This window comes from Streptomyces sp. KPB2, assembly GCF_003950055.1.
In the GTDB taxonomy this organism is placed as follows: domain Bacteria; phylum Actinomycetota; class Actinomycetes; order Streptomycetales; family Streptomycetaceae; genus Streptomyces; species Streptomyces salinarius.
Genome location: NZ_CP034353.1, coordinates 838381 through 865239 on the forward strand (window position 1 = coordinate 838381; position 26859 = coordinate 865239).

Consider the following 26859-nt stretch of genomic DNA (forward strand, 5'->3'; position numbering starts at 1 on the left):
GCTGGGGCGATCACAAGGGGACGACCGTGCATGTCCTCCCTGCCGCGAGACAGCGCCACTCCCAGACTGACCAGTCGCTGTCAACGGCGTCCAGTCCAGTTCCAGACGTTCGTCCGGGCATGGCACATATACCCCGCGAGGTGGTAATCGAAGGCAGCGAGGATGTTACCGAGGTGGAGTCACTCCCTTGTCAGTTCTCGTCATGATTCTGTCACAGCGGGGCCCGATCCACTGCCGCACGGCAGCTCGTGCGCGGGACCCTCCCCGACCCAAGATCCAGGTGGCAGGCCGTCGACGGGGCGGTGACACTGGGACGACCAGTCATCGCAGACAGGCGAGCCATGACCACGATCGAAGAGACGGTCCGGGTCGCGGTGCCGGTGCGCACCGTCTACGACCAGTGGACCCAGTTCAAGACGTTCCCGCGATTCATGACCTCGGTGGTGAAGGTCGAGCAGGTCAGACCGTCCCTCACCCGCTGGACCCTGGGTGTCGGGCCGGTGCGTCACGAGTTCGCGACGGAGATCGCCGAGCAGCAGCCGGACACCTGTGTGGCATGGCGGAGCCTGGACGGACGGCACCGGGGTGAGGTGACCTTCCACGCGACGGCGCCCGACCGTACCGCGGTCACGGTGCACCTCCGGATCGTGCGACCGGGCGCCGCGGTCCTGCTGTGCGACACGTTCGGTCTCGTGCGACGCGTGCTCCGGGCGGAGTTGGCGCACTTCAGGGAATTCGTCGAGGGCCTGGGCGAGGGGAACGAGGGCTGGAGGGGCACCATCCGCAACGGACACGTCCGTCCGGTGGAGTCCGAGCCACCGCGATGCCACGTACCCCGATGGCCCGTGGGCTGATCCGAGCGGCGAGAAAGCGGGAGATTCCCCTGATGCACAGGCCACCGAGCGAAGAGCCCCAGGACGAACTCGCGGTGACCCCGCCGAAGAGGTGGGCGGCGGGCGTACCGGCGGTGACCCACGCGCTGGGGTACTCCCTGGAGGAGACGTCCGTCCGGCGCACCGGAGTGACGCTGCTGAACATGAACCAGGTGGGCGGCATCGACTGTCCGGGCTGCGCCTGGGCCGACCCCTCCCCCGGTCACCGGCACCTCAACGAGTACTGCGAGAACGGCGCCAAGCACATCAACGACGAGGCGACCTCGCGGCGGATCACCGCCGACTTCTTCCGCAGGCACTCGGTGTCCGAGCTGGCCGGGCGCTCCGACCTCTGGCTGAACCAGCAGGGCCGGCTCACCGAGCCGATGGTCAAGCGTCCGGGCTCGGACCACTACGAGCCCATCAACTGGCACGACGCGCTGGGCCTGCTCTCCGACGAACTGAGGTCACTGGACTCGCCCGACGAGGCGGTCTTCTACACCTCGGGCCGGGTGAGCAACGAGGCCGCCTTCGTACTGCAGCTCTTCGCCCGGGCGTACGGCACCAACAACCTGCCCGACTGCAGCAACATGTGCCACGAGTCCAGCGGATTCGCCCTGCACGAGACGCTGGGCACGGGCAAGGGGACGGTGAGCCTCGAGGACCTCCACCACGCCGACCTGATCTTCCTCGTCGGTCAGAACCCCGGAACCAATCACCCGCGCCAGCTCTCCGCCCTGGAGCAGGCGAAGCTCAACGGGGCTCGTGTCATCGCGGTCAACACGCTGCCGGAGGCCGGGCTCCTGCGGTTCAAGAACCCGCAGAAGGCCCGGGGGGTGATCGGTGGCGGGGTGCGGATCGCCGACCGGTTCCTGCACATTCGCAGCGGTGGCGATCTCGCGCTGTTCCAGGGGCTCAACCGGCTGTTGCTGGAGTCCGAGGACGCCCGGCCGGGTGCCGTACTGGACCACGACTTCATCGGCTCGCACACCAGCGGTTTCGAGGAGTTCGCCCGGCACGCCCGGTCCATCGCCTGGGAGGACGTGCTCCGGGCGACCGGGGTGGCCCGCGCGGACATCGAGCGAGTCCGCGACGACGTTCTGCGCAGCGAGCGGGTCGTCGTCTGCTGGGCCATGGGGGTGACGCAGCACAAGCACGGCGTCCCGACGATCAGGGAGATCGTCAACTTCCTGCTGCTGCGCGGGAACCTCGGCAGGGCCGGGGCCGGCGCCTGCCCCGTGCGCGGGCACAGCAACGTGCAGGGTGACCGCACGATGGGCATCTGGGAGCAGATGCCCGACTCCTTCCTCGACGCGCTGCGTGACGAGTTCGGATTCGATCCGCCCCGGGGCCACGGGCTCGACTCCGTGAACGCGATCAGGGCCATGCACGAGGGGCGGATCAAGGTCTTCCTGGGCGTGGCGGGAAACTTCGTGATGGCCGCCCCCGACACCGCCTTCACCGAGGAGGCCATGCGACGGTGCCGGCTCACCGCGCACATCTCCACGAAGCTCAACAGGTCGCACACGGTCTGCGGCGAGACCGCGCTCATCCTGCCGACCCTGGGCCGTACCGAGGTGGACGTCCAGTCGGGCGGCGAGCAGTTCGTCACCGTCGAGAACTCCATGAGCGAGGTGCACACCTCGCGGGGGCGTCTGCAACCGGCGTCCCGTCTGCTGCTCAGCGAGGTCGCCATCCTGTGCCGGCTGGCGCGCCGCACCCTGGACGGCGGAGCCGGCATTCCCTGGGCGCGGTTCGAGGCCGACTACGGGGCCGTCCGTGACAGGATCGCCAACGTCGTCCCCGGTTTCCACGACTTCAACCGGCGGGTGACCCGGCCGGGCGGCATCAGTCTGCCGAATCCGGTCAACGAGGGCGTCTTCGGGACGTCCACGGGCCGGGCCCTGTTCACGTGCAACGACTGGGAGATGCCGCAGGCGCCCGAGGGACACCTGCTGCTGCAGACGCTCCGCTCGCACGACCAGTGGAACACGATCCCCTACACGAACAACGACCGCTATCGCGGCATCCACGGCAGTCGCAGAGTCGTGCTGGTCAATCCGGAGGACCTCACGGAACTCGGGCTGTCCGAGGGGCAGGGCGTGGATGTGGTGAGCGTGTGGACCGACGGGACGGAGCGCCGGGCGGAGGGTTTCCAGGTCGTTCCCTATCCGACCAGCCGCGGCTGCGCGGCGGCCTATTACCCGGAGACGCAGGTCCTCGTGCCGCTGGACAGCGTGGCGGACATCAGCAACCAGCCGACGTCGAAGGGTCTGGTGGTCCGCCTGGAACCCGGGGATTCCGGGGCCTCGGAATGAGCCTTCCCCCGACCCGGCAGCGTGAGCCGCCGGCGGGGTGACCGAACGACGCGGCGACTTCAAGCGGAGGGAGGGGACGCGAACCGCAGGTGCGGGGCGACGCTGCGGAGCTTCTCGCAGGTCTCCTCGATCTCCCGTTCGGGGCTGGAGTGGGCGGTGACTCCCGCACCCGCGCGCAGCCATGTGCTCTCGCCCTCGCCGATGAGGGTGCGCAGGACGAGGGCGGCGTCGAGGGCGCCGTCGGTGCCGCCCCGGAAGACCGCGCCGCCGTACAGGCCGCGGGGGCCGTGCTCGTGGCGGGCCAGGGCCTGAAGGGCGGCGCGTTTGGAGACACCGGTGGCCGTGATCGCGGGGAAGAGGGAGGCGAAGGCGTCCCACGGTCCGGCGTCCTCGCGGAGGTGGCCGGTCAGCCGCGAGGCCAGGTGCTGGACCGGGCCGCGCGGCCGGACGGCCATGAACTCCTCGGCCACCACGGAGCCGGGTCGGCACACGGCGGCCATCTCGTCCCAGGCGAGGCGTACGGACACGGCGTGTTCGTGTATCTCCTTGGGGTCGGTGAGCAGTTCTCCCCGCAGTCGGTCGTTCTCCGCCGGGTCCGCGCCGCGGGCGCGGGTGCCCGCGAGGGGCTGGGTGCTGACGCGGCCGTTCCCGCCGACTTCGAGGACGGTCTCCGGGCTGAATCCGGCCGCCCGGTAGCCGCCGAGGTCCAGCAGGTAGGAGCGGGCCGGGGTGTTGGCCCGGCGGCCGGCGAGGTAGGTCGCGGGGAAGTCCACCGGTGGCACGACGGGCAGCGGGACCTTCCGGGACAGGACGGCCTTCTCCAGCAGCCCGGCGCGGATGTCCTGGACCGTCCGGGCCACCGCGCTGCCGTAGGCGTCGGTGCCGGCGGCGATGACGTCCTCGGAACCCTCGGCGCCCTCGGGCCTCGCCCCGTCGGGTGCGGGCCGTCGTGCCGGTGGCTCCGCGAGCAGGTCGGCGACCTTGCGTGCCCATGCCTCGTCCACCGCGCGGACCACGGTGCGGTCGCCGGTGAGGGTGACCTCGACGGACGGAATCAGCGCGTGCAGCAGCGGTCCGTCGCCGGTGGCCGCGGGGTCGGCGTGCAGGAGGTGGGCGAGTTCGAAGGCCGCCCAGCCGTAGAAGTGCCGTCCGCCGTCGCGTCCGCCGTGCGCGTCGTCCCCGTCGGACGCGCCGCCCGGGTGGGACAGGGCGCGCAGCGCTGCCGCGAACGCCGTCAGCGGGTTGCCGTCGGTGCGGGAGGTCCAGGTGCGTCCGGCCGCCCGTGCGGTGACCTCGTCCGCGTGCGCGGTGAGGCTGACGGCCGAGCCCGCCGCGAAGTGCCAGACGCCGCCCTCCCCCTCGTACACCACGTACTGGTCGGCGAGAGCGGCCCGGGCCAGGCGCGTTGCCGTGGCTGCGGCGTCGTGGCCGGGTTCCAGGGTGCTCGTGGAGCTGAGGGGCGGTACGGAACCCGCCCACGCGTCCCAGGTGTTCCGGGGGCCGTTGTTCATCGTGTCGTGCCTTCCTCGTGCCGCTGTAGCTGTAGCTGTCGCCGCTGCCGGGTTCCGGTGGAGTGCTGGTGCCGGTGCGGGGTCATGGGCGGGCCGCCTCCAGTCGCCAGCCGTGGGCCCTGGTCCGCCGGTGCCAGAAGGAGGCGTAGGTGCCGCCCGCCGTGACCAGGTCGTCGTGCGTGCCGCGTTCGGTGATCTCGCCGTCCTCCAGGACGAGGATCTGGTCCGCGTGGACGACGGTGCTCAGCCGGTGCGCGATGACCAGCAGGGTCTTGCGGTCGGCGAGGGTGCGCACGGCCTCGGCGAACAGCGCCTCGTTCTCTTGGTCGAGCGCGGCGGTGGCCTCGTCGAGGACGAGGATCGGGGCGTCCTTGAGCAGGGCGCGGGCGATGGAGACGCGCTGGCGCTGCCCGCCGGACAGCCGGGCGCCCGCCTCCCCGGCCTTCGTGTTCCAGCCGTCGGGCAACTCCTCGATCACCCGGTCGAGCCCGGACAGGGCGGCTGCCTCGGCCAGTTCGGCCGGGCCGGCGTCCGGGGCGGCGATCCTGACGTTCTCCTCGATGGTGCCGTCGAAGAGGTAGACGTCCTGGAAGACGAGCGAGACGTGGTCGGCCAGGTCGTCGGCGGCGATCTCGCGGACGTCCACGCCGCCGACGCGGACGGTGCCCTCGGTGGTGTCCCGGAAGCGGGCGAGCAGCGCGGCGACCGTGGTCTTGCCCGCGCCGGAGGGTCCCACCAGGGCGGTCGTGCTGCGCTCGGGGAGGCGGAAGGTCACGTCCTTCAGGACCGGGCGGGAGGAGGGTCCGTCCGCCCCGCCGGTGTCGTAGCGGAAGCCGACCCCTTCGAACTCGACGCTCGCGTCGCGGGGGGTCCTGGGCCGGGCGGGCCGGGGGAAGGGTGGCTCGTCGAGGACCTCGCCGAGCCGTTCCAGGGTGTTGCGGGCGATGCGCATGCCCGCGCCGGCCTCGGCGGCGGAGGACACGCTGTCGATCAGGCGGACCAGCAGCACCAGGAGCGCCAGCAGGGTGGGGACGGTGAGTGACCCGTCGAGCTGCCAGGACACCCCGAGGGCGAGCAGCAGGGCGAAGACGAGCCGGGTGGCGAAGGTGAAGGAGACCAGGCCGGGCAGGCCGCGCGCGATGAGCCGCCGGTCGGCGCGCGCCTCGGCCGCCAGGGCGTCGTCCAGCGCGCCGTAGCCCTCCGCGGTGCGGCCGAAGGCCCGCAGGACCGGCTGGTTGCGGGTGTACTCCAGGACCCGGTCGGCGGACTCGCCGATCGCGGCGTCGCGGCCGAGGTCCAGGCGGCGCATCAGCGCCGTGCTCGCCTGCTGGACGGCGTACAGCACGGGCGCGCAGACCAGGAGCACCAGGGCGGTGCGGACGTCGAAGAAGAAGGTGGCGACCACCAGCGTCACGGGGGTGAGAAGGGAGTTGATGAACGGGCGGAGCAGGTGGGCCGGTGTGCTCATCACCTGGATGACGTTCTGTCCGGCCAGCCTGCTGAACTCGGCCGTGCGCCCGGCGGTGAACCAGCCCAGCGGCAGGCGCAGCGCCTGGTCGGCCATGCGGCGGTGCAGCGCGCGGGAGAGCCGGGAGCCGACGGTGAACCCTCCGCCGATGGCGGCGCCCTGGAGGACGGCATGGGCGAGGACGCAGCCGGTGAACGCCGTCAGCCAGGGCAGGACGTCGTCGGGCTCCGTGCCGAGCAGGGTCTCGACGACGGGCACCAGGAGGGCGAAGGCGACGCCCTCAAGGACGGCCGCGGCGGACTGGAGCACCAGCAGCCGGTTCAGCGGGCGGGAGCCCTCCGGGCCCAGTACGCGGTAGAGGTGACGGATCATCGTGCACTTCCCTCTCGGACGTCGTCCGCCGCCGGGTCCGCTCCCCCGGGTGCGGGCCGGTGCTGCGGTAGGCCGTCGGTCTCGCTCGGGGGCGCGGTGCGCTGGGCCTGCCACAGCGCGGCGTAGCGCCCGCCGGCGGCCAGCAAATCGTCGTGGCGGCCCTGTTCGGTGACGCGTCCGTCCTCCAGCACCACGATCCGGTCGGCGGTGCGGATCGTGGCCAGCCGGTGGGCGATGACGAGCAGGGTGCGGCCGGCCGCGAGCGCGGACAGCGCGTCCTGGATCAGCGCCTCGGAGTGCGGGTCCGCGTAGGCGGTCGCCTCGTCGAGGACCAGGACGGGCGCGTCGGCGAGCAGTGCCCGTGCGATGGACAGGCGCTGCGCCTCGCCGCCGGAGAGGGCGACGGCCGTGCCGAGTTCGGTCGCGTAGCCGTCGGGCAGGGCCGTGATCCGGTCGTGGATGCGTGCGGCCCGGGCGCACCGCTCGACCTCCGCGTCGGTGGCGTCGGGGCGGCCCAGGCGGATGTTGTCGGCGACGCTCGCCCGCAGCAGCCGTACGTCCTGGAGGACGAAGCCGACCCGGCGGTACAGCTCGCTCGCGGGGATGTCCCGGATGTCGGCGCCGCCGAGGGTCACCGTGCCGGCCGTGACGTCGTGGAAGCGGGGCAGCAGCGAGGCCAGGGTGGACTTGCCCGAGCCGGAGGGGCCGACCAGAGCGGTGACGGTGCCGGGCGCGAGGTCGAGGTCCACGTCGCTGAGGACGTCGGTGTGCCCGTCGTAGGAGAAGGACACCCCGCGCAGCCGGACGTGGTGGCCGTCCGGGAGGGCCGGGGTCGTCGGTTCGGGGAGGGTCGGGGCGGCCAGGAGTTCGGTGACGCGTACGGCGGCGGCCTGGCCGGCCCGGATCTGCTGGATGCGGGGGCCCACGACGCCCATGGGCGCGGCGACGGCGGGGCCGAGCAGGAGGAAGGGGACGAGTTCGGCACCGGTCGTCCAGCCCCGGGTGACGAACAGCGCGCCCGGCACGGACAGGAGCAGCAGGACCACGGCGGGGGTGACCACCAGGACCGCGGCGGTGGAGTTCGCCAGGGTCGACCGGACCCAGCCGGCGAAGAAGTCGGCGAAGTCCTCGGTCGCGCGGACGAAACGCTCGTGGGCCCTGCCGCCGCGCCCGAAGCTCTTGAAGACGGCGATGCCGGACGCGAACTCCACGGCGGCGGAGGAGATCCGGCCCACCGCGGCGCCGAACTCGGCCATCTGCGCCGCCGCGCCCGCCATGGCCCGGCCGAACAGGAACACGCCCAGCAGCAGGGGCACCACGCCGACCAGCGCCAGCCGCCAGTCCACGGTGCACAGGTAGACCAGGGTGAGCACGGGCGCGGTGAGTACGGAGACGACGTCGAGGAGGGTGTGGGCGAACAGGGTGTGCAACGCGCTCACGTCGTCCTGCACGGCCTGCTTGACCTCGCCGGTGCCCCGGTCGGTGAGCCGGCCGAGTGGCAGCCGGCCGATGTGCCGGGCGAGCCGGCGACGCAGGGCGAGCTGGAGGTCGTTGTCGGCGAGGTGGGCGAGGGCGCCGGCCGCGGTGCCGCACACCAGGGCGACGAGGCCCGCCGCGCAGGCCAGTGTCACCAGCGGCCAGAGGGCGTCGCCGTCGGCCGGGGGCCCCGCGGTGAGGCGCTCGGCGATGCGGGACACGGCGATGAAGGGAACGACTCCGGCGAGGGCGGCGACGGTCTGGAGGCCGACGGCGGCCGCGAGCCGGCCGCGGACGGGCTCGGCCAGCGTGCGCAGCGGAGTCGGCGGGGTCGGCGGGGTCGGCGGAGTCGGCGGGGTCGACGGTGTGGCGCCGGTGCCCGCGCCACCGGTTGCGGCGTCCGGGGCCGGGCCGGGGCCGGGCGATGGTGACTTCACTTGACGAGTACTCCGATTTCGGGGACGGGCCTGCCTCCGGCCTCGGTGATCCGGCGGCTGGTCATGCCTGCCTCGCGGGCCAGTCGGGCCACGTCGAAGGTGTGCCAGACGTAGCTGTCGGCGACCTCGCGCACGGTGCGGCCCTCGCGCAGGACCTTCCAGGTGGTGGTGAACCGCATGGCGTCGCCCTCGGTGGGTTCGCCGCCGATCCACCACTCGTACGTCTGGCGGCCGATGGTCTCCCTGAGGGACATCACCGGCGGGATGACGCGCGGGGAGGAGACACCCATCAGTTCGACGACGAGGGGTGCGCCGTCCGGCAGGCGGTCCGCGAGCCGCTTCCACAGCGTCACGCGTTCGGGGACGGTGAGGTGACCGGCCACGCCGAAGACGACCACGGCGGAGAGGCGTTCGGGCAGGACGAGGTCCTGGGCGGACCCGTCCACGACGGTCACCCGCCGGCGCAGGTCCGGGTCGCGGGCGACCCGGGAGGTGAGCATGGCGCGCATGGTGGCCGACGGCTCGGCCGCGAGGATCTCCGCCTCGGGCAGGGCGGCGGCGATGACCTCGGTCACGCGCCCGGTGCCCGCGCCGATCTCGAGGACGGGGCCGTGCGACACGTCCAGGCCGGTGAGCACACCGGTCAGCGGGGGGCCGCTGCTGGCGGTGTGCCGGGTGGCGACCAGTTCGTAGAACTCGGCCGAGGTCGAGTAGTAGTCGATCACGTCGGGTCTCCGGGCGTCGGGGGTCGGGGGTCGGGGGCAGGGCTGGGGGCTCGGGGTTGAGGGTTGGGGGCAGAGGGGGGTCAGGGGGTGCTCGGCCAGACGTGGGCGCCGCCGGTGGTCAGGGAGGGGTCCAGCCTGCGCAGTACGGTGGCGACCACCTCGCGGCGGCGCGGGGTGAGGTAGAAGTGGTCGCCAAAAAAGACGCGGACCTCGGTGCGGGCGGTGGTGAGGTCCGCCCAGCCGCCCGCCCGGTCGCGGCTCCGCTCCGCGCCGAGTTCCGGGTCCGTGCTGCCGGTCAGGACGTGCAGCGGGCAGGAGAGCGGCGGCCGGTCCGCCGGCGGCCGGTATGTCTCGATGACGCGGTAGTCGTGGCGTACGGCCGTGAGGACCAGGGAGCGCAGCCCCGGATCGTCCAGGACCTCCCGGCTCGTGCCGCCCAGCCGGGCCAGTTCGGCGCTCAGGACGTCGTCGTCCTGGCGATGGAGTTGCCCGGTGACCGCCGTGCCGGGGGCGGCCCGGCCCGACGCGAACAGGCGGCGCGGGCCGGGCAGTCCGCGCTGCCGCAGTTCGTGGGCGAGTTCCCAGGCCACGGCGGAGCCCATGCTGTGCCCGAAGAGGGCGTACGGCCGGTCCAGCAGCGGCCCGACCGCGTCCGCCACCGCCTCCACCAGCTCCTCCATGCCGGCCGCCCCGGGGTCCTCGAAGCGGTCCTCGCGGCCGGGGTACTGGATCGCGAGGAGTTCGACCTCGGCCGGCATCAGGGCCGCCCAGGGCCGGTAGAAGCCCGCGCTGCCCCCCGCGTGCGGCAGGCAGACCAGCGTGAACCGGGGCGAGGCGCCGTCGCTCCAGCGCCGGATCCACGGGTTGTCGGCGCGGGCGGCGCGGGCGGAGGGGCGGGCGTCGTACGGGGCGGACGCGCTCGGTGGTACGGGCCCGGTCACCAGGTCACCATCATCTCTTCGAGGCCGAAGGTGGCCGAGTCGTGCTTGACGGTGACGTCGTCCCGGTCGCCGGCGAGGCGCAGGGTGGGGACGCGGCGCAGGAGTGTCTCCAGGGCGACCTCCAGCTCCAGCCGGGCGAGGTGCTGTCCGACGCACTGGTGGACGCCGTGGCCGAACGCGACGTGGTGGTTGTCGGTGCGGTGGAAGTCGACCCGCTCGGGGTCGTCGAACTGCTCGGGGTCGTGGTTGGCCCCGGCGAGGAGGGCGATCACGCCGTCGTCGGCGGGGATGGTCCGGCCGGACAGGTCGATGTCCTCGGCGGCGACGCGCAGCGGGATGGAGTCGGCGACGGACAGGACGCGCAGGAGTTCGTCGACCGCGGCGGGCATCAGCGAGGTGTCGCGGCGCAGTTCCTCCATCAGCTCCGGCCGGTCCAGCAGGAGCAGGGTGCTCAGGGCGATCATGCTGGTGGTGGTCTCGCGGCCCGCGTTGATGGTGATGCCGAGGGTGGACAGGAGCTGGTCCTTCGTCACGTGGCCGGGGACCAGGTGGTCGGTGACCAGTTTGGAGATCAGGTCATCCCGGGGCTCCTCGCGCCGTTCGGCGACCAGTTCGGCGAGCAGGCCGAAGAGGCCGCCGAGGGCTTCGGACACCTGCGCGGCGGTGCTGTGCCGGGAGCCGGAGATCCGGGTGACGTCCCGGAAGTACTCCAGGTTCTTCCGGGGGACGCCGAGCAGTTCGCAGATCACCGAGGTGGAGACGGCGTTGGCGTACGCGGAGACGAGGTCCACCGGGCCGCCGGCCGCCAGCATGCCGTCCAGGATCTCGTCCACGCGGGCCTGCACGGCGGGCCGCATCGCCCGGACCCGGCGCACCGTGAACACCGGCAGGAGCATCCGCCGGTACTTGGTGTGTTCGGGGGCGTCGGTGCGGATGAAGGGGCGGAACCTCGCTCCGGCCTCCTGTTCGCCCTCGCCGAGGGCGGGGAAGTTGGGGCGGCTGATGTCGGCGCTGACCCGGGGGTCGGAGAGCAGTTCGCGTACGTCGTCGTAGCGGGTGACCACCCACGCTTCCCGGCGGGTCGGCAGGGTCACGCGGGCGACCGGGTCGTGGGTGCGCAGCGCGTCGTACTCCGCGGGCGCGGCGAAGGGGCAGCCCCGCTGGACGGGGAAGTCCCGGGGCGGGGTGGCGGGGTCCGGTGCGGCGTCCTCGGCGGATCGGCCGGGAGCGGCCGATGCCGCGGGGGTCGTCTCGGGGGTTCTCATTGAGGTTCCTAGCCGTCGGTGGTGGAGGAGGACGAGATCTGCGCGGTGGTGGGACGCGGGGTGTCCCGGGCTTCGGGCGCCGTCCGGGCAGGCGGCAGGTGCGGTCCGGTGGCCGGTTCGGAGGCGTCCGGTGTCCGGGTGAGCACGGCCAGCGGGGGTGCTCCGGGGCGGGTGGGCAGGGTGCGTGCGGTCATGCCGGACTCGGCCACCACGTCCGCCGGCGCGAAGGGCGTCCAGCGGTAGGAGTCGTGCACCTCGCGTTCCGGCTGCCCGGCGCCGTCCCGGTAGACCCGCCAGGTGGAGCGCAGGCGCATCACGCCGTCCTCCGTCTCGTCCGGTGCCCCGGCGAACGACCACTCGTAGCGGTGGCGTCCGGCGGTGGCGGTGGCGAGCCGGGTCTCGGGGAGGGTCGAGGGCCGTTCGAACTGCATGAGTTCGACGACGACGAGCCCGCCGGGGGCCAGTCGCCGGTTCAGCCGCCGCCACAGCCGGGCCCGTGCGTCGGCGTCGAGGTGGCCGAGGACGCCGCAGAGCAGGACGACGCTGATCCGGTCGGGCAGGTCGAGGTCGGGAGCGGCGTCGGCGGTGACGGTCACCCGGGTGCGCAGGTCCGCGTCGCTGAAGACCCGGCTGGTCAGGACGGCACGCATGCCGACCGACGGTTCGCAGGCGATGATCTCCGCGTCCGGTCGGGCCCGGGCCACGGCCTCGGTCACCAGCCCGGTGCCGGCGCCGATGTCCACGACCGGGCCGGCGCTCAGGTCGGCGTCGGCGAGGAGGGCGGCGACCGCCGGGGCGCTCGCGGTCGCGGTGTGCTCGGCGGCGACGAGGTCGAAGAACTCCGCCGACGGCGAGTACGGGGCGGTGTCCGCGGGCCGGGGCGAGGGCGCTTCCGCTGGAGGGTGCCCCGGTCCCGCGGCGGGACCGGGGTCCGCGGCCGCGCGCCCGCCCGTCGGCGCGTCCGGGCCGGACCGGGGAGCGGTGTCGCGCGGTGACCTCTCCGGCGCGGGGAACACGTCACTGACCGCCAGGGGCCGGGGGGTGGCCGGCCGGACGATCTCCGGTGGTCCCAGCCGGGCCGCGAGGTCGGTCCAGATACGGCACACGGCCAGCTCGTACTGGCCGGCGCGCAGAGCGTCGCCACCCTGGGCGACGGCCTCGCGGAGCCCGTCCAGGGCGGTGCCGATCGCTTCGGGCCACAGGTCGGAGAAGACCGTGCGGAAGGTTCCGGTGTTCCCGATCACCGCCGTGGTCCCGAGTCCCAGGCGGCCGGTGCCCGCACCGTCCAGGACGAAGCGCCGGTCGGCGTCCCGCCCGATGTGCAGGCGGGGGCTCCACAGCACGGGGCCGTGGGTGTCGGCCAGGGTGAGCACTCCGCCCTCGGTGCCGAGGGAGATCCGGTGCCAGTGCAGGGCGTGGTTGTCACGGTCGGACGGGTCGAGTTGGTGGTGCACCCGCAGGGTGAGGGGCACACCGGCGAACACGCCGTGCAGGGAACGGAACGGCTGCGGTCCGATCCCGGCGGGCAGCGGTGCCGGGTCCGCGAACCGCCAGGGCCGCAGCGTGCCCGTCGCCCGGCCGAGGATGTCCACCAGCGGGTGCATCAGATGGACCGGGGTCGCGGCGTCCACGAAGAGCGGTCGCTGTCGTGCGACGAGCCGGCGGGCCGCGTCGACGAAGGCCCGGACCGGGGCGACGTGCGGGTAGTGGGTGTTGAGGCGGTACTGCACCCCCCGGCGGCGGGCGTGGGTGAGGTTGCCGGTCAGCTCGGTCAGGTGCACGGGGTGTTCCTGGAGGACGTGGATGCCCCGGTCCATGAGCGCCCTGGCCAGCTCGGTGCCCCGGCCGCCCGAGATGGAGGAACCCACCGCCACGCAGGCCGCGTCGATGCCGTCCGGCAGGTCGCCGACGTCGGTGTGGAAGGGAACGCCCAGGCTCTCGGCGTAGGCCCGGGAGGCGGCCGAGCCTCGGCTCAGGATGCCGGCCAGGGTGTATCCGGGGCGCCGGCGTACCGCCTCGGCGTAGAAGCGCCCGAAGTTGGTACCGCAGACCAGGACGCGCAGCGGCGTCGGTTCGCTCACAGCACGCCTTCTTCCGTCTGCCCGGCGCCGGCCGCCGCGCCGGTGAACCGCAGGTCGGCCACGGCGTGTTCGAGCAGGTGCCGCACCACGCGGTCCGGCTCCAGCACGTCGCAGGCGAAGTGCACGCCGGCCGGCACCTCCCCCCGCAGTACCGCGTCCACCGCCAGGGCCCCCACGGCGGCGGTCAGCCGGTAGCTGCTGGCCGCCCGCAGGGTCAGGCCCGCCGTCGCCGGCGTCCCGGACGCGGTCCCGGACAGGGCGAAGTCCATGACGTAGTACGGCTTGCGCCCGGCCAGGTCGAGGCCGGCGGCGAGGATCAGCCGCTCCGCGAGCCGGTCCGGGTCGTCCCCGGCGGCGAGGCGTCCCGGCAGGAGGGTGAGCAGGGCGCGTACGGCGGGGCCGGGGTGGACGTTGTACCAGTCGAGCCGGTCGAGGCCCAGGGCGGTGGCGAGGCGTTCGCTCTCGGCGCTGAGGTAGGGCTGTACGGCGACCCGGCCGGGGAACGCCCCGTGCCTGGTGTCCTCGTCCGTGCGCAGGACGCGCGGGACGCGCCGGCCACCGCGGACGGCCGCGAGAGCCTCGCCGTAGGCGGCGCCGTCGGCGCCTCCGGAGCCGAGGGAGAGCATGAGGTCGTGCGCCACCGTCGGCGAGCAGGTCTCCAGGCCTCCGCAGTGCGCGGTCAGCGTCGCCGCGTTGTCCAGGCCCTGCCCGGCGAGCCAGCGGGGCAGCAGGCTGGACAGGCCGGGCAGGGCTCCCGCCGACAGGACGACGGTCCGGCCGTCGCGGGCCGGGTCGCCGCCCTCGACGAGGTCTTCGGCCGCCGGGTCGTCGCCGGCGACGTCGACGCAGTGGGCGCCGGCGGCGAGGGCCGCCGAGGCCACCGTGGCGCGGAGCCGGTAGGTGGGGCCGACGCAGTTGAGGACGATGTCGCAGCCTTCGGTGAAGGCCCGCAGGCCGTCCGCCGCGGTGGCGTCGGCCAGGACGGTCTCGTCGTGGCCGGCGGCGTCCTCCTCGGCGACCGCGGCCAGGGCGGATTCGGTCCGGCCGCCCAGGCGCAGCCCGGTGTGGCCGAGCGCGCGCAGTTCCCGCACGGCGGCCCGGCCGACCGCGCCGGAGGCGCCCAGGACTCCGATCACGGCCCCGGTCATCGGGTGATCGCCCCCCGGGTCAGCTCGCCGAGGGTCTTGAGGATGCCGGGCGCGTGCTCGACGGACAGGCAGCTGTAGTGGTCGCCGCCGATGTCGACGATGTCCAGGTCGCCCAGGGTGAGTTCCTCCCAGTAGGTGGTAACGGCGTCCTTGCTGCCCGGGAAGGGGTAGGCGCCGTCGTGCCGCAGGAAGGTGATGTCGCCGGCGTAGGGCTCGGCGTCGTAGCGGGTGATGGCGAAGACGCTCTGCCGGAAGGCGAGGAACAGCCGCGTCATGTGGTCGGGTGTGTAGGTGCCGGCGGAGGCGGGCACCGCCTCGCACATCCGGGCGATGCGTGCGGCGCGCGGCGTACGGGCCAGCTCCCGGAAGGGTGCCGCGACGTCCGCGAACTCTTCGGGCAGGGCGGCGAGTCCGCCGTCCGGCAGCACGCCCGGGCTCGCGGCCAGGACCGCGTCGGCGGCCGCGGCCACCCGGTACTGGTCGTCCGGGAAGCCGAGGTCGGCGGGGTCGATGCCCATCATGACGGCGAAGGAGTACTCGGCGAGGAGTTCGTCGTCGAGCCGGAAGCGGGGGCTGTGGCTGCTGATGACGGTGAGGCTCTCCACCTCCGCTCCGGACTCGGCCAGGTTGCGGGCCACTTCGGTGGCGATCAGACCGCCCAGGCAGTAGCCGACGACGTGGAAGCGGCCGCGGCCGTCCGCCGTCAGGGCGCGTGCGTAGTCGGCCGCCATCTGCTCGATGAGTCCCTGCGGCGGGGCGGCGAGGAACCCGTCCAGGTTAGGGACCTCCAGGCCGACGACCTCGGCGAGGCCGGGTGAGCGGCGGCGGATCTCGGTGATCAGCGCCCGGTACGGCATGATCGTCGCGGTTCCGGCGTGCACCAGGACGGTGGTCGGCTCGTCCTCGGAGCGGGTTCCGTGCAGCGGGACCACCGGGTCCGTGCGTACGGCGGTGGCCGGCGCGTCCTCGGGGCCCGCCTGGCCGCGCAGGAACGCGGCGAGCCCTGCGACGGTGGGGCGGCGCAGCATGTGGCGCAGGACGACCTCCCACTCCAGGTCGGCGGCCCGCGGTACGCGTTCACGCAGCCGGCCCACCATGCGGGCGACGAGGAGCGAGTCGCCGCCCAGGTCGAAGAAGTCGTCGTTGCGGGTGACGCGTTCGACGGAGAGGAGTTCCGACCACAGCTCGGCGAGGCCGTGCTCCAGGTCGTCCTTCGGCGTCTCGTCCACGACGACCGGAGCGCTCTCGCGGGGCAGCCAGCCGCGCAGGCGGGTGCGGTCGGTCTTGCCGTTGGCCGTGCGGGGCAGGGTGTCGACGACCTGCCACACGGAGGGGAGCATGTACTCCGGGAGCCGGTTCGCCGCCGTGCGGGCCAGCTCGCCGACGGGGACGTGGTGCCGGTCGTCCTTCAGGGTGGCGAGGAAGACCTCCTGGCCGGTGAGTGCCAGCGTGTCCCGCGGCTCGGGCAGCGAGGTGACCTCGGTCGCGGCGTGCCGGTCGAGGAGTTCACGCCACTGGGCGTGGGTGAGGAAGGACTGGCCGGTGTGCTCGCGCACGTCGGTCCACGTCCGGCCGGCGACCTCCAGGAACTCCATGGAGACCAGCAGCGGGAGGTTCTCGTCGCGGGTGTTCTCCACGAACACGAGCTGTCCGCCCGGCACGAGCAGCTCCCGCAGCCGGCCCACGGCCGTGTCGGCGTCGGCGGCGGCGTGCAGGGTGTTGGCGCAGATCACCACGTCGAAGGTGTTGGGCAGCAGGTGCTGGGCGCGGGCGTCCTCGTCGATGTCGAAGCGCCGGTAACGGACCCAGGCGTGGTCGGCGAAGCGCTCGCGGGCCTCGTTGAGGAAGAACGCGGAGGCGTCGGTGAACAGGTAGTCGACGCCGTACTCGGCGAGGACGGGCACCAGTTCGCCGGTGGTGCCGCCGACGCCGCCGCCCACTTCCAGGACGCGCAGGCGTTCCTCGCCGGTGTGGCTCGCGGCGATCTCGCGCAGCGCGGCGACCACGGCGCGGTTGAGGTGACGGATGGCGAGGTTGTCGCGGTAGGCGGCGTCGGCGGCCTCGGTCGCCGCGCCGGGGAAGAGCAGTTCCCGGATGCCCGTCCCGCCGGAGAGGAGCTCGGGCAGTCGCGCGGCGCAGGTGCGCATGACGGTGAGCAGCTCCGTGCTCCAGCCGATCTCGTGCTCCAGCTCCGCGGCCCGCCGCCATCGGCGCTCCGCCTCGGCGGCGGTGACGGGGACCAGACCCGTGTAGGTGTCGTCCGGATCCCGGTGGGTGAGCAGGTCGCGGGCGGCCAGGGCGCGCAGCCAGCGCCGCACGATGTGCCGGTGGCGGGGTGTGGAGCGCAGCGCCGTGGCCACCTCGACGGCGGTGCGCGACGCTCCGTCGGCGAACGTTCCACAAGCGGCGAGGACGCGGGTCATCTCGGCGAGCGCCACGTCGTCGAGGGCGGCCAGGAACTCCGTGAGGCGCGCGGCGTCGACGGCCGCAGAGGCCTCCCGTACGGCGTCGGCCGCCGCCGCACGCGCCCGTGCCCGTGCCCGTGCGACGCGCTCGGCTCCGTCGTCGCGTGCCGTGCCGGTGCTCCCGGTCGCCGCGCCGTCCTTGCGGGCCGTCTCCACGAAGGCGGCCAGGCGGCGGCCGCCGGACGCGGAGTCGTCGACGACCACCGCGCCCGCCGCGACCTCGGGGTGGGCCTGGACGGCGGCCTCCACCTCGGCGAGTTCCACCCGGTAGCCGCGGATCTTGATCTGGGCGTCCTCGCGGCCCAGGAACTCGATGGTCCCGTCGGGGAGGTACCGGCCGAGGTCACCGGTGCGGTACAGCCGCTCCCCGGAGGCGGGGTCGGTGGGGAACCGCTCCGCCGTGCGCCTCTCGTCCCCGAAGTAGCCCAGCGCGACGCCGGCTCCGCCGATGTACAGCTCCCCCGGCACCCATTCGGGCCGTGGCCTCAGGTGCCGGTCGAGCACGGCGAAGGTCTGGTTGGTCAGGGGCTTGCCGTACGGGATGCTCGGGCGGGTGGTGTCCACCTCGCCGACGGGGTGGGCGATGGACCAGATGGAGCCCTCGGTGGCGCCGCCGAGGGAGACGACCTCCAGGCCGGGGAGGAGTTCGCGGGCCTGGTCGGGCAGGGTGACCGGTATCCAGTCGCCGGATATCAGCGCGAGCCGCAGCGAGGGGTCGCCGGTGGGCGGCTCGGAGCGCAGCCAGTCGCACAGCATGTGGAGCTGGCCCGGCACCGAGTTCCACACGGTCACCCCGAAGTCGCGGACGAGTTCGGCCCAGTGGGAGGGGTCGCCGCGCCGGTCGGCCCGCGGCAGGACGAGGGTGGCGCCCACGGCGAGGGGGCCGAACAGGTCGTAGACGGACAGGTCGAAGCCCAGTCCCGCGATGCCGAGGACGCGGTCCCGGTCGGTGACCGAGTGGCGGCGGTTGATGTCCTCGACGGTGTTGAGGGCGGCCCGGTGACTGATCATCACGCCCTTGGGCGTGCCGGTGGAGCCGGAGGTGTAGATGATGTAGGCGAGTTCGTCCGGGCGGCGGCGGGGTGCGCCGGCGCCGGGCGTGGTCCCGGTGTCCTCGGGGAGGAGGTCGACGGCGAGGGCCGTGACGTTCGCGGGGAGGTCGTCGATCTCGGCGAGCCAGGACTGGGTGAGGACGGTGCGCACGCCCGCGTCCGCGACGATGGTGTCGCGGCGGGCCGGTGGCTGGGCCGTGTCCACGGGCAGGTAGGCGCCGCCCGCCATGAGGGTGCCGAAGACGGCGACGACCTGTTCCCAGCCCTTGTCCGCCCAGATCGCCACGGGCTCCCCGGGCCGCAGCCCGGACGCCGTCAGCTCCTGGGCCAGGGCGCTCGCGCGGGCCACGAGCTGCCGGTAGGTGAGGGTCCGCTCGGGGGTGCGGATCGCGATCGCGTCCGGGGTGGTCCGGGCCCGCGCCAGGACGGGTTCGTGGAGCAGGGCGTCCGGCAGCGGGCCGCCGGTCGCGTTGGCCTCGGCACGGCGTGCCGCCTGTGCCGCGGGCAGGGGGACGCCGACCGGCGCGTCCCAGGCCGCCTCACCGGCCTCGCCCTGCACCGCCAGCGACCGCACCAGTGCGGTGTACGCCTCGAACATGGCGTCGGCGACGCCCTGGGCGAGGGCGCCGTCGCGGATGTCCCAGGAGAGGCCGAGCGCGTCACCGCGGTGCATGACCTGGCAGTCGAGCCACACCTGGGGCGTCCGGGTCACCGCGTACGTCACCTCGGGGGGCACGCCCTCGGAGGTGGTGCCGGCGCCCAGGGCGCTGGTGAAGACGACCGGCATCAGCACCGGGGCGCCGGCCCTGCGGGACAGCTCGGCGAGGACCTCCGAGCCGGTGAACAGGGGATGTTCCAGGTCCTCCAGGAGCTGTTGTCCCACGGCCCTGGTCCGCTCGGTGAAAGTGGCCCGGGCGTCGAGGTCGACGGCGAGCAGTTCGAGCGAGGTGAAGTCGCCGACGAGACGGCCGATGTCCGCGTGCAGGGCGGGCCGGTCGACCGTGGGCACGTTGAGCGTGAAGCGGCTGGTCCGCGACCACGTGCCGACCGTCTCGGCGTACGCCGCGAGCAGGGCCGCCGACAGGGTCAGTCCGCGCCGCGCGGCGCGTTCGGCGAGCCGGTCCCGGTCGGCCGCGGGCAGCAGCACCTCCCGTCGCCGGAACGTCACCGCGTCGCCGGGCGCCGGCCTGCCTGCGGACTGTCCCGGTCCGCTCACGCCGGCCTCCCACGGTTCGGCGAGGGGCAGTTCGGGGGCGGGCGGCAGGGTGTCGAGCCGCTCGGTCCAGTAGGCGCGGTCGCGGGCGTGGGCGTCGGTGTCGGCGAGGGCGCGGCGGGCCAGGACGTAGTCGCGGAAGGTGATTCGGGGTGCGTCGGAGAGGGGTTCACCGCCGTAACCGCGCCGGAACTCGGCGAGGAGGAGGCGCAGGCTGGCGTGGTCGACGACGAGCATGTCGAAGGAGAGGTGGAGTACCGCCCGTTCGGCGGTCCGGCTCACGTGCACGTCGAAGAGGGGCCACTGGTCGGTCGGCGTCTCGCGTGCGGACAGCCGGGCGCGGGTGCGTTCCACCTCGGCCGCGGCGGCGGGGGCCGGGAGGGCGGTGAGGTCGTCGGCTCCGACGTCGAGGGCGGGCACGTCCGCCAGGACCTGCTGGTGGCCGTCGCGGTGGACGACGGCGCGCAGCATGTCGTGGCGCTCGGTCAGCTGCCGCCAGACGGCGGTCACGCGGTCGACGTCGAGGTCGGGGTATTCCAGTTCGACGTAGGCGTGGCAGCCGACGCCGCCGTAGGCGTAGGCGTCGGTGCGGCCGACGAGGTAGGCGGCCTGGATGTCCGTGAGCGGGAAGGGGTCGTGGCGGCCCGCCGGGTCGCCCCGCAGCTCCGGCTCCCCCGCTTCCAGGTGGCGCAGCACGGCTTCCTTGTGGGTCCGCAGTTCGGCCCGGTGCGTGTCGGTGAGCCGGCCCTGCGGGGCGCGGAAACGAAGTTGTCCGTCCTGGGACCACAGCACCACGCCCTCGGCGGCGTAACGGGCCAGCAGTTCAGGGATGTTCACAGCTCTCCGGTCTCGTAGGCGGTCTCGTGGACCGCGAGCGTTCGGGTGATGTCCGCGGCGAGCGCGGCGACGGTCGGGGCGGCGAAGAAGCGGCGGGCGGGCACGGCGGCCCCGAGGCGGCGCTCGATCGCGGTCAGCAGACGCAGCGCGGTGAGGCTGTCGCCGCCGGCGGTGAAGAAGTTGGCGTGGCGGTCCGGCACCCGGCCGGGGAGGTGCTCCTGCCAGAGCGCGGCGAGTGCCTTCTCGACCTCTCCCCGGGGTGGTTGGGCCGCCGTGGACTCCGTCTCCGGTTCGGCCAGGGCGGCCAGGGCCGGCCGGTCGACCTTGCCGTTGGCCGTGAGGGGCAGGGCGGGCAGCAGTCGGACGCGGGAAGGGACGGCGTGGGCCGGCAGCCGGTCGGCCAGCAGGGCGAAGAGGCTCTCGACGAGTCCGGGGTCCTCGACCGGGTCCGTGGGCGCCCGCTCGCCCGCGGGCAGTTCGCGGGGTACGGCGAACGCGGCCAGGCGCTTCGCGGTGCGCTCCCCCACGGCCACGACGGCGGCCCGGGCGATCGCCGGGTGGGCCTCCAGGGCGGTCTCGATCTCGCCGGCCTCGATCCGGTGGCCGGCGATCTTGAGCTGGTTGTCGAGCCTGCCGAGGAACTCCAGCAGGCCGTCGCCCCGGAACCGGCCCAGGTCACCCGTCCGGTACCAGCGTCGCCCGTGCTGTTCGACGAACTTCTCGGCGGTGCGGGCCGGGTCGGCCAGGTATCCGCGGGCCAGTCCCGCGCCGCCGATCCACAGTTCGCCGGGCGTCCAGTCGGGGCAGTCCCGTCCGTCCCGGCCGACCACCCGGTAGTGCTGCCCGGTCAGGGGGCGGCCGTAGGGGATGGAGACCCAGCGGGGGTCGGGTTCGGTGACGGTGAGGGTGTTGGACCAGATGGCGGCCTCGGTCGCCCCGCCCATGGCCACGAAGGCGCAGGGCCGGGCGGTCCGGGCCCGCAGCCGGGCGGGCAGGTCGAGGCCGATCCAGTCACCGGAGACCAGCGCGGTCCGCAGCCCCGCGATGCCGCCGCGGCCCGGCGCCCGGTGCTCGTCGGCGTCGAGGAGCAGGTCGAGCAGGGCGGGGACGGTGTTCCAGACGGTCACCCCGTACCGGTCGACCAGGCCGGGCCAGCGGGCGGGTTCGCGGCGCTGGTCCTCGGTGGGCAGCAGGAGGGAGCCTCCCGCGGCGAGCAGTCCGAAGACGTCGTACACGGACAGGTCGAAGTCGAGCGCCGACAGGGCGAAGACGCGGTCGTCGTGGGTGATGCCGTGCCGGGCGTTGATGTCCGCGATCGTGTTCCAGGCCGCCGCGTGGGTCATCTCCACGCCCTTGGGTTCGCCCGTGGAACCGGAGGTGAAGATCACGTAGGCGAGTGCTCCGGCAGACGTCTCCCGTGGGGCGGGCAGCGGCTCGTGGCCCTGTGTGTCGGGGAAGGACAGGCAGCGCGGAGCCGTCGGTTGCGCGGCGGGCCAGTCGCCCACGACGACGCGGAAGGCGGCGGTGGCGCGCACCCGCTCCAGCCGTGCGGCGGGCTGGTCGGCGCTCAGCGGCACATAGGCGGCGCCGGCCGCGAGGACGCCCAGTACGGCGGCGATCTGCTCCGGTCCCTTGGGCAGGGTGACCGCGACGAGGTCGCCCGGCCGTACGCCCGCCGCGCCGAGCGCGGCAGCGGTGCGCAGCGCCTGACCGGCCAGGGTCGCGTACGTCACCTCCGCGCCCTCGGTCGTGACGAGGGCGGTCCGGTCGGGGCCTGCCGTCGCGCGGGAGAAGAACCTCTCGTGCAGCGGGCGCGGGGCCACCGGTTCCAGGGCGGCTTCCCGTGCGGCGGCGGCCCGGCGCTCGTGCTGGGAGGCGGGCGGCAGGTCGGGCAGCGGCGCCTCCCAGTCACCGGCCGCGGCGTACCGCAGCAGCCGCTCGTAGGCGCCGAACATGGCGTCCAGCACGCCCCCGGGGAACAGTTCCTCGACGGCGTCCCAGGTGACGACCAGGTTCCCGGACTCCTCGGTGACCTGGTTGTCCAGGCACACCTGCGGGGACTGGGAGATGCCCCAGACCTTCGCGGGGAGGCCGGCGCCCGGCCCGGCGAGCGTCGCGTCACCGACACCGACGGCGCTGGTGAACACCACGGGCGCGGCGGCGTCGACCGTGCCCGTGCGGCGGCCGAACTCCCGCAGCAGCCAGTCGACCGGCACGTCGGCGTGGTCCAGGTCCTCCGCCTGACGCCGTTGCAGCGCGACGGCCGCCGCGAGCCAGGAGGCGCCCTCGCGCCGGTGGCCCGCGAGGGACAGGGAGGTGAAGTCGCCGAGGACCCGGTGGATGTGCGGGTGGACGTCGCGCCGGTTGAAGAGGGTCAGCGTCACCGTCAGCGCGTCCGTGCCGCTCCAGGCCGCGAGGACTTCCGCGTACAGGGCCAGCAGGACGGTCGAGGGTGTCAGTCCGTGCCGGGCGGCGGCCCGTTTGACCGCCTGCCAGTCGTCGGCGGCCAGGCTCGTACGGCGGCGGGTGAAGACGGGTGCGTCGAGCGTCGCCGGGTCCCGGTCGAGCGGCAGGGCGGGAGGGGGCGGCAGTTCGGCCAGTCGCGCCTGCCAGTGGGCGCGGGCCCGCGCGGCCGCCTCCGGGTCGGCGGGGAGCCCGGTCAGGTAGTCGCGGAACGTCACGTCGACGGGCGGCAGTTCGTGGTCCGGGTCGGTGTAGAGGGTGTTCAGTTCGGCGTAGAGCGTGGTGATGGAGAGCGCGTCGAGTACGAGGTAGTCCAGGCCGATGCCGACGCGGGTCCGGTGCTCGCCGTCGTCCGCGCGGTAGCGCACCGCCTCCACCGCGAACAGCGGCCACCGGGCGGGATCGCGGACCTGCTGGGACAGGCGGGCGCGCAGGCCGGCGAGGGCCGCGTCCGCGCCGCCGGGCGCAGCGTCCTCCACCGGTACGCGCAGGGGCGGTACGTCGGGCAGGACGCGCTGGTGTCCGTCCTCCACGACCGCGCGGAGCATGCCGTGCCGGCGGACGAGGCCGTTGAAGGCACGTTCGAGCCGGTCCAGGTCGACGTCCGTCCCGTCGAACTCGGTGTAGTGCCAGGTGCCGACGCCGCCGAGGGTGAACCGGGGGTCGCGGCCGGTGTGGTACGCGGCCTGGACGTCCGTCAGCGGGAAGGGTTCGTGCGCGCGGTCGGGGTCGGGCACCAGCGCCGGAGCGGCGACCGGCACCGCGGCCGCTTCCGTGGCGGGGCGCAGCGACGCGCAGAAGTGCCGGAGCACGGGGCGGGCGAAGAGGTCGGCCACGCGGGCGCCGGGGAATCCGGCGGCGCGCAGGCGGCCGATCATGCGGGTCGCGACGAGCGAGTCGCCGCCCAGCAGGAAGAAGCTGCTCTCCCGCCCCACGTCGGGCACGTCGAGCAGGTCGGCCCACTCGGCCGCGACGGCCGTCTCCACCGGGCCCCGCGGCTCCGTCGTACGGGGCCGGTCCCGGCCGGCGGCCTCGGTCAGCGCCCGGTGGACGGCCGCCCGGTCGAGCTTGCCGTTGGCGGTCAGCGGCAGGTCGGGCAGGACCAGGACGCGCTCGGGGACCATGTGGGCGGGGAGGCGTTCCGCCGCCCGGAGGCGGACCCGGTCCGGTTCGGGCTGCTCGCCGGCGGGGGACACGGCCGCGGCGAGGTGACGCACCGGTGCGTCCAGGACGGCGGCGACCGCGTGCAGGACGGCGGGGTCGTCCTCCAGGGCCGATTCGATCTCGCCGAGTTCGATGCGGTGGCCGCCGATCTTCACCTGGTGGTCGGCGCGGCCGAGGAACTCGATGACGCCGTCGGGCCGGTAGCGGGCCAGGTCGCCGCTGCGGTACCAGCGTTCACCGTCGTACTCGACGAAGCGTTCGGCCGTGCGCCCGGGGTCCGCGCGGTAGCCGTTCGCCACGCCCGGGCCGCCGATCCACAGTTCCCCGGGGACGAGGTCGGGGCAGTCCCGTCCCCGTCCGTCCACGACGCGGGCCCGCATGTTGCGCAGCGGAACGCCGTAGGGGACGGACTTCCAGGCGGGGTCGGTCTCCGCGACCTCGAACACCGTGGAGTGGATCGCCGCCTCCGTCATGCCGCCGAGCGCGACGAAACGGCAGCCGGGCACCAGGGCGCGCAGCCTGCGGGGCTGGTCGAGGCCGACCCAGTCGCCGCCGAGGAGCACCATGCGCAGGCGGTCGCCGAGGCCGTCGTCCTCACCCGCGGCGATCAGCAGGTCGAGCAGCGCGGGTACGCACTGCACCAGCGTCACCCCGTGCTCGCGCACCAGGCGCGCCCAGTGGTGGGCGTCGCGGCGGTGCTCCTGGCCGACGGTGACGACCTGTCCGCCGAGGGACAGCGGGGTGAAGACGTCCCAGGCGGCGAGGTCGAAGTCGAGCGCGGAGATCGCGAGGGTGCGGTCGGCGGAGCCGAGACCGAGCTGCTCCGCCATCGCCTCGACGGTGTTGACGACCGCCCGGTGCGACACCTCCACGGCCTTGGGCAGGCCCGTGGAGCCGGAGGTGAAGAGGACGTAGGCGGGCAGTGCCGGGTCCGGCCGGCCGACCGCCGCGGGCTCCGTCGCCGTCGCGTCCTCCAGGCACAGCACCGGCACCGAGGGGAGGTCCGCGCACAGGTGGGCGTGGTCGCGGTCGGTGAGCACGGCGGAGGCGCCGGCCACGGAGTGGATGCGTTCCCGGCGTACGGCGGGCTGCTCCACTCCGACGGGGGCGTAGGCCGCGCCCGCCGCCAGGATGCCGAGCACCGCGGTGATCTGGTCCTCGCCCTTGGGCAGGGTCACCGCGACCGTGTCGCCCTCCCGCACGCCGTGCTTGAGCAGCAGGGCGGCGATCCGCCGGGCCGCGTGGGCGAGTTCGCCGTAGGTGAGCGTGCCGCCGGTGGTGCGGACGACGGCGGTGCGTTCGGGCTCGGACTCGGCGAGCCCGAAGAACCGGGTGTGCAGCGCGCGGTGCGGGACGGGCGCGGGCGGCAGCGCGGCCACCGCGCGCCGGGGCAGGACGTCGGGGGCGAGCAGGCCGTCCACCGGGCGGGCCCAGGCCTCGGGCTCCGTGATCAGGCGGGTGACGAGGCGGCGGTAGGCGTCGAACGCGGCGTCCGGGAGTCCGTCCTCGAACAGGCCGTCCCGCACGTCCCAGTTGAGCAGGAGGCCGCCGTCGAGTTCGGTGACCTGCGCGTCCAGATGGACCTGCGGACCCTGGGAGATGATCCAGGACGGCCGGCCGAAGGACTTCTGCACGTCCTGCTCGAAGATCTCCCCCAGTCCGATGGCGCTGGTGTAGACGACCGGGGCCAGCACCGGGGCCCCTTCGAAGCGGGCCAGGTCGCGCAGCACCTCGACGCCGCCGTAGGTGCCGTGGGAGATGCCTTCCTGGAGGCGTTCCTGCAGCAGGCGGGCCTGCTGTGAGAACGGCAGGGGCGCGCTCAGATCGGCGTCGAGCAGGACCGAGCTGCTGAAGTCCCCCACCAGGCGGGCGGCGTCGGGGTCGGTCGTCTCCCGGTCGAACAGCGGAAGGTTGAGAAGGAAGCGCGGCCCGTCGCTCCAGGCGGCGACGACCTCGGCGAAGGCGGTGGCGAGGGCTGCCGCCGGGGTGATGCCGTGCCGGCGGGCGGCACCGATCAGGGCCGCCCTGTCGGCGGGCTCCAGCCAGTGGTGCAGGCGGCGGGAGTGGGTCAGGACGGTGTCGTCCCCGCTGACGGGGGTCAGCGGGTCGACGGTCGTGGGCAGGCGCGGTGCGCGGGGCAGTTCCGGCAGCCGCTCTCGCCACCAGGCGGCGTGCTCCTCGTGGTCCGCCCGCCGCCGGGCGTCGTGCTCGGCGAGGTAGCGGCGGTAGTCGAGGGCGAGTTCGCGCGGCGGGTCGTCGGGGTGTTCGTAGAGGCGGCGCAGGTCGGACAGGAGCACCCGCAGGCTCAGCGCGTCGCCGGCCATCATGTCCAGGTCGATCTGCAGTCGGGTCCGGCCCTCGGGGAGCAGGCACAGCGCCGCCCGGAAGACGTCACCGGTGGTGACGTCGGGGCGGGCGTGGGTGTTGCGCTCCCGAAGCCGTTCCAGTTCCGTCTCCGCGTCGTCGGGGGCGTGGTCGCGCAGATCGTGGACGGTGAGGCGGGCGCGCGGGGCGCCGTAGCGCTGCCGGCCGTCCTCGTCGAAGACGGCCCTCAGCATCCCGTGCCGCAGCACGAGTGCGCGCAGGGCGGTGTCGAGGCGGTCCGGGTCGACCTCGTGGCCGTCGAGTTCGACGTAGAAGTGCGCGGCGACGCCGCCGAGGGGCTGTCCGTCCTGGCGTCCGATCCAGTAGGCGTGCTGCATCGTGGCGAGCGGGAAGGACTCCGGCGGCTCGTCGGCCGCCGCCGCGTCGTGCGGGACGGGTGACGCGGCGGTGGGGGTCCCGGCCGGGCGGTCCCGGCCGAGCAGGGCCGTCCAGGCGGCGAGGGTCGGGGTGCGGGTGAGGTCCTGGAAGGTGACGGTGCCGCCTTCCCGGCGCCAGGTGCCGACCAGGGACATCAACGTCAGCGAGTCGAGGCCGAGTTCGAAGAGGTCGCGGTCGTCCTCCAGCTCGTGCGGCGCCATCCGCAGCGCACGTGCCACCGCTTCGCGCACCGTGGCCGGCACGCGAAGGGCACGACCACCCTCTTCCGCTGTCCGTGCCGGGACGACT

At 74.2% G+C, this 26859-nt stretch carries 12 protein-coding genes; 2 read left to right on the forward strand and 10 right to left on the reverse strand.

What is annotated here, in order from left to right:
- Nucleotides 1-341 precede the first annotated feature (341 nt).
- Together D1J63_RS03815 and D1J63_RS03820 are read left to right on the forward strand one after the other, a co-directional pair.
- Nucleotides 342-854: an SRPBCC family protein gene (locus D1J63_RS03815; protein ID WP_125627715.1), complete on the forward strand. Its 513-nt coding sequence runs from the start codon at nt 342-344 to the stop codon at nt 852-854.
- A 32-nt stretch (nt 855-886) separates the two neighbouring features.
- Nucleotides 887-3190 (forward strand): FdhF/YdeP family oxidoreductase, encoded by a 2304-nt coding sequence (locus D1J63_RS03820; protein ID WP_125627716.1) that lies wholly within the window; start codon nt 887-889, stop codon nt 3188-3190.
- 59 nt (nt 3191-3249) lie between these two features.
- On the opposite strand, the gene D1J63_RS03825 is transcribed toward D1J63_RS03820, so the two are convergent.
- The 10 genes from D1J63_RS03825 to D1J63_RS03870 all read right to left on the reverse strand — a co-directional run bounded on the left by D1J63_RS03825 (nt 3250) and on the right by D1J63_RS03870 (nt 26801).
- On the reverse strand, nt 3250-4701 hold the full coding sequence (locus D1J63_RS03825) for a salicylate synthase (protein ID WP_125627717.1): 1452 nt from the start codon (nt 4699-4701) through the stop codon (nt 3250-3252).
- 82 nt (nt 4702-4783) lie between these two features.
- Nucleotides 4784-6541: an ABC transporter ATP-binding protein gene (locus tag D1J63_RS03830; RefSeq protein WP_125627718.1), complete on the reverse strand. Its 1758-nt coding sequence runs from the start codon at nt 6539-6541 to the stop codon at nt 4784-4786.
- On the reverse strand, nt 6538-8454 hold the full coding sequence (locus D1J63_RS03835) for an ABC transporter ATP-binding protein (RefSeq protein ID WP_125627719.1): 1917 nt from the start codon (nt 8452-8454) through the stop codon (nt 6538-6540). The genes D1J63_RS03830 and D1J63_RS03835 overlap by 4 nt, the downstream gene beginning before the upstream one ends.
- A complete protein-coding gene (locus tag D1J63_RS03840) occupies nt 8451-9179 on the reverse strand; it encodes a class I SAM-dependent methyltransferase (protein WP_125627720.1) in 729 nt (242 codons plus the stop codon). Before D1J63_RS03840 ends, D1J63_RS03835 begins: the two co-directional genes overlap by 4 nt.
- 80 nt (nt 9180-9259) lie before the next feature.
- On the reverse strand, nt 9260-10120 hold the full coding sequence (locus D1J63_RS03845) for an alpha/beta fold hydrolase (protein ID WP_125627721.1): 861 nt from the start codon (nt 10118-10120) through the stop codon (nt 9260-9262).
- Nucleotides 10117-11385 (reverse strand): cytochrome P450, encoded by a 1269-nt coding sequence (locus D1J63_RS03850; RefSeq protein ID WP_125627722.1) that lies wholly within the window; start codon nt 11383-11385, stop codon nt 10117-10119. Before D1J63_RS03850 ends, D1J63_RS03845 begins: the two co-directional genes overlap by 4 nt.
- 8 nt (nt 11386-11393) lie before the next feature.
- Nucleotides 11394-13466, reverse strand: coding sequence for a Gfo/Idh/MocA family oxidoreductase (locus D1J63_RS03855; RefSeq protein WP_125627723.1), 2073 nt, complete (start codon nt 13464-13466; stop codon nt 11394-11396).
- Nucleotides 13463-14614, reverse strand: coding sequence for a saccharopine dehydrogenase NADP-binding domain-containing protein (locus tag D1J63_RS03860; RefSeq protein WP_125627724.1), 1152 nt, complete (start codon nt 14612-14614; stop codon nt 13463-13465). Before D1J63_RS03860 ends, D1J63_RS03855 begins: the two co-directional genes overlap by 4 nt.
- On the reverse strand, nt 14611-20181 hold the full coding sequence (locus tag D1J63_RS03865; RefSeq protein WP_125627725.1) for a non-ribosomal peptide synthetase: 5571 nt from the start codon (nt 20179-20181) through the stop codon (nt 14611-14613). The genes D1J63_RS03860 and D1J63_RS03865 overlap by 4 nt, the downstream gene beginning before the upstream one ends.
- A complete protein-coding gene (locus D1J63_RS03870) occupies nt 20178-26801 on the reverse strand; it encodes a non-ribosomal peptide synthetase (RefSeq protein ID WP_241235679.1) in 6624 nt (2207 codons plus the stop codon). Before D1J63_RS03870 ends, D1J63_RS03865 begins: the two co-directional genes overlap by 4 nt.
- Between the last annotated feature and the right edge of the window lie 58 nt (nt 26802-26859).

What these genes read in the sequence shown, in the direction of transcription:
- D1J63_RS03815 (WP_125627715.1), top strand. Translation starts at nt 342, where the DNA reads ATGACCACGATCGAAGAGACGGTCCGGGTCGCGGTGCCGGTGCGCACC.
- D1J63_RS03830 (WP_125627718.1), bottom strand. Translation starts at nt 6,541, where the DNA reads ATGATCCGTCACCTCTACCGCGTACTGGGCCCGGAGGGCTCCCGCCCG.
- D1J63_RS03860 (WP_125627724.1), bottom strand. Translation starts at nt 14,614, where the DNA reads ATGACCGGGGCCGTGATCGGAGTCCTGGGCGCCTCCGGCGCGGTCGGC.
- D1J63_RS03825 (WP_125627717.1), bottom strand. Translation starts at nt 4,701, where the DNA reads ATGAACAACGGCCCCCGGAACACCTGGGACGCGTGGGCGGGTTCCGTA.
- D1J63_RS03820 (WP_125627716.1), top strand. Translation starts at nt 887, where the DNA reads ATGCACAGGCCACCGAGCGAAGAGCCCCAGGACGAACTCGCGGTGACC.
- D1J63_RS03850 (WP_125627722.1), bottom strand. Translation starts at nt 11,385, where the DNA reads ATGAGAACCCCCGAGACGACCCCCGCGGCATCGGCCGCTCCCGGCCGA.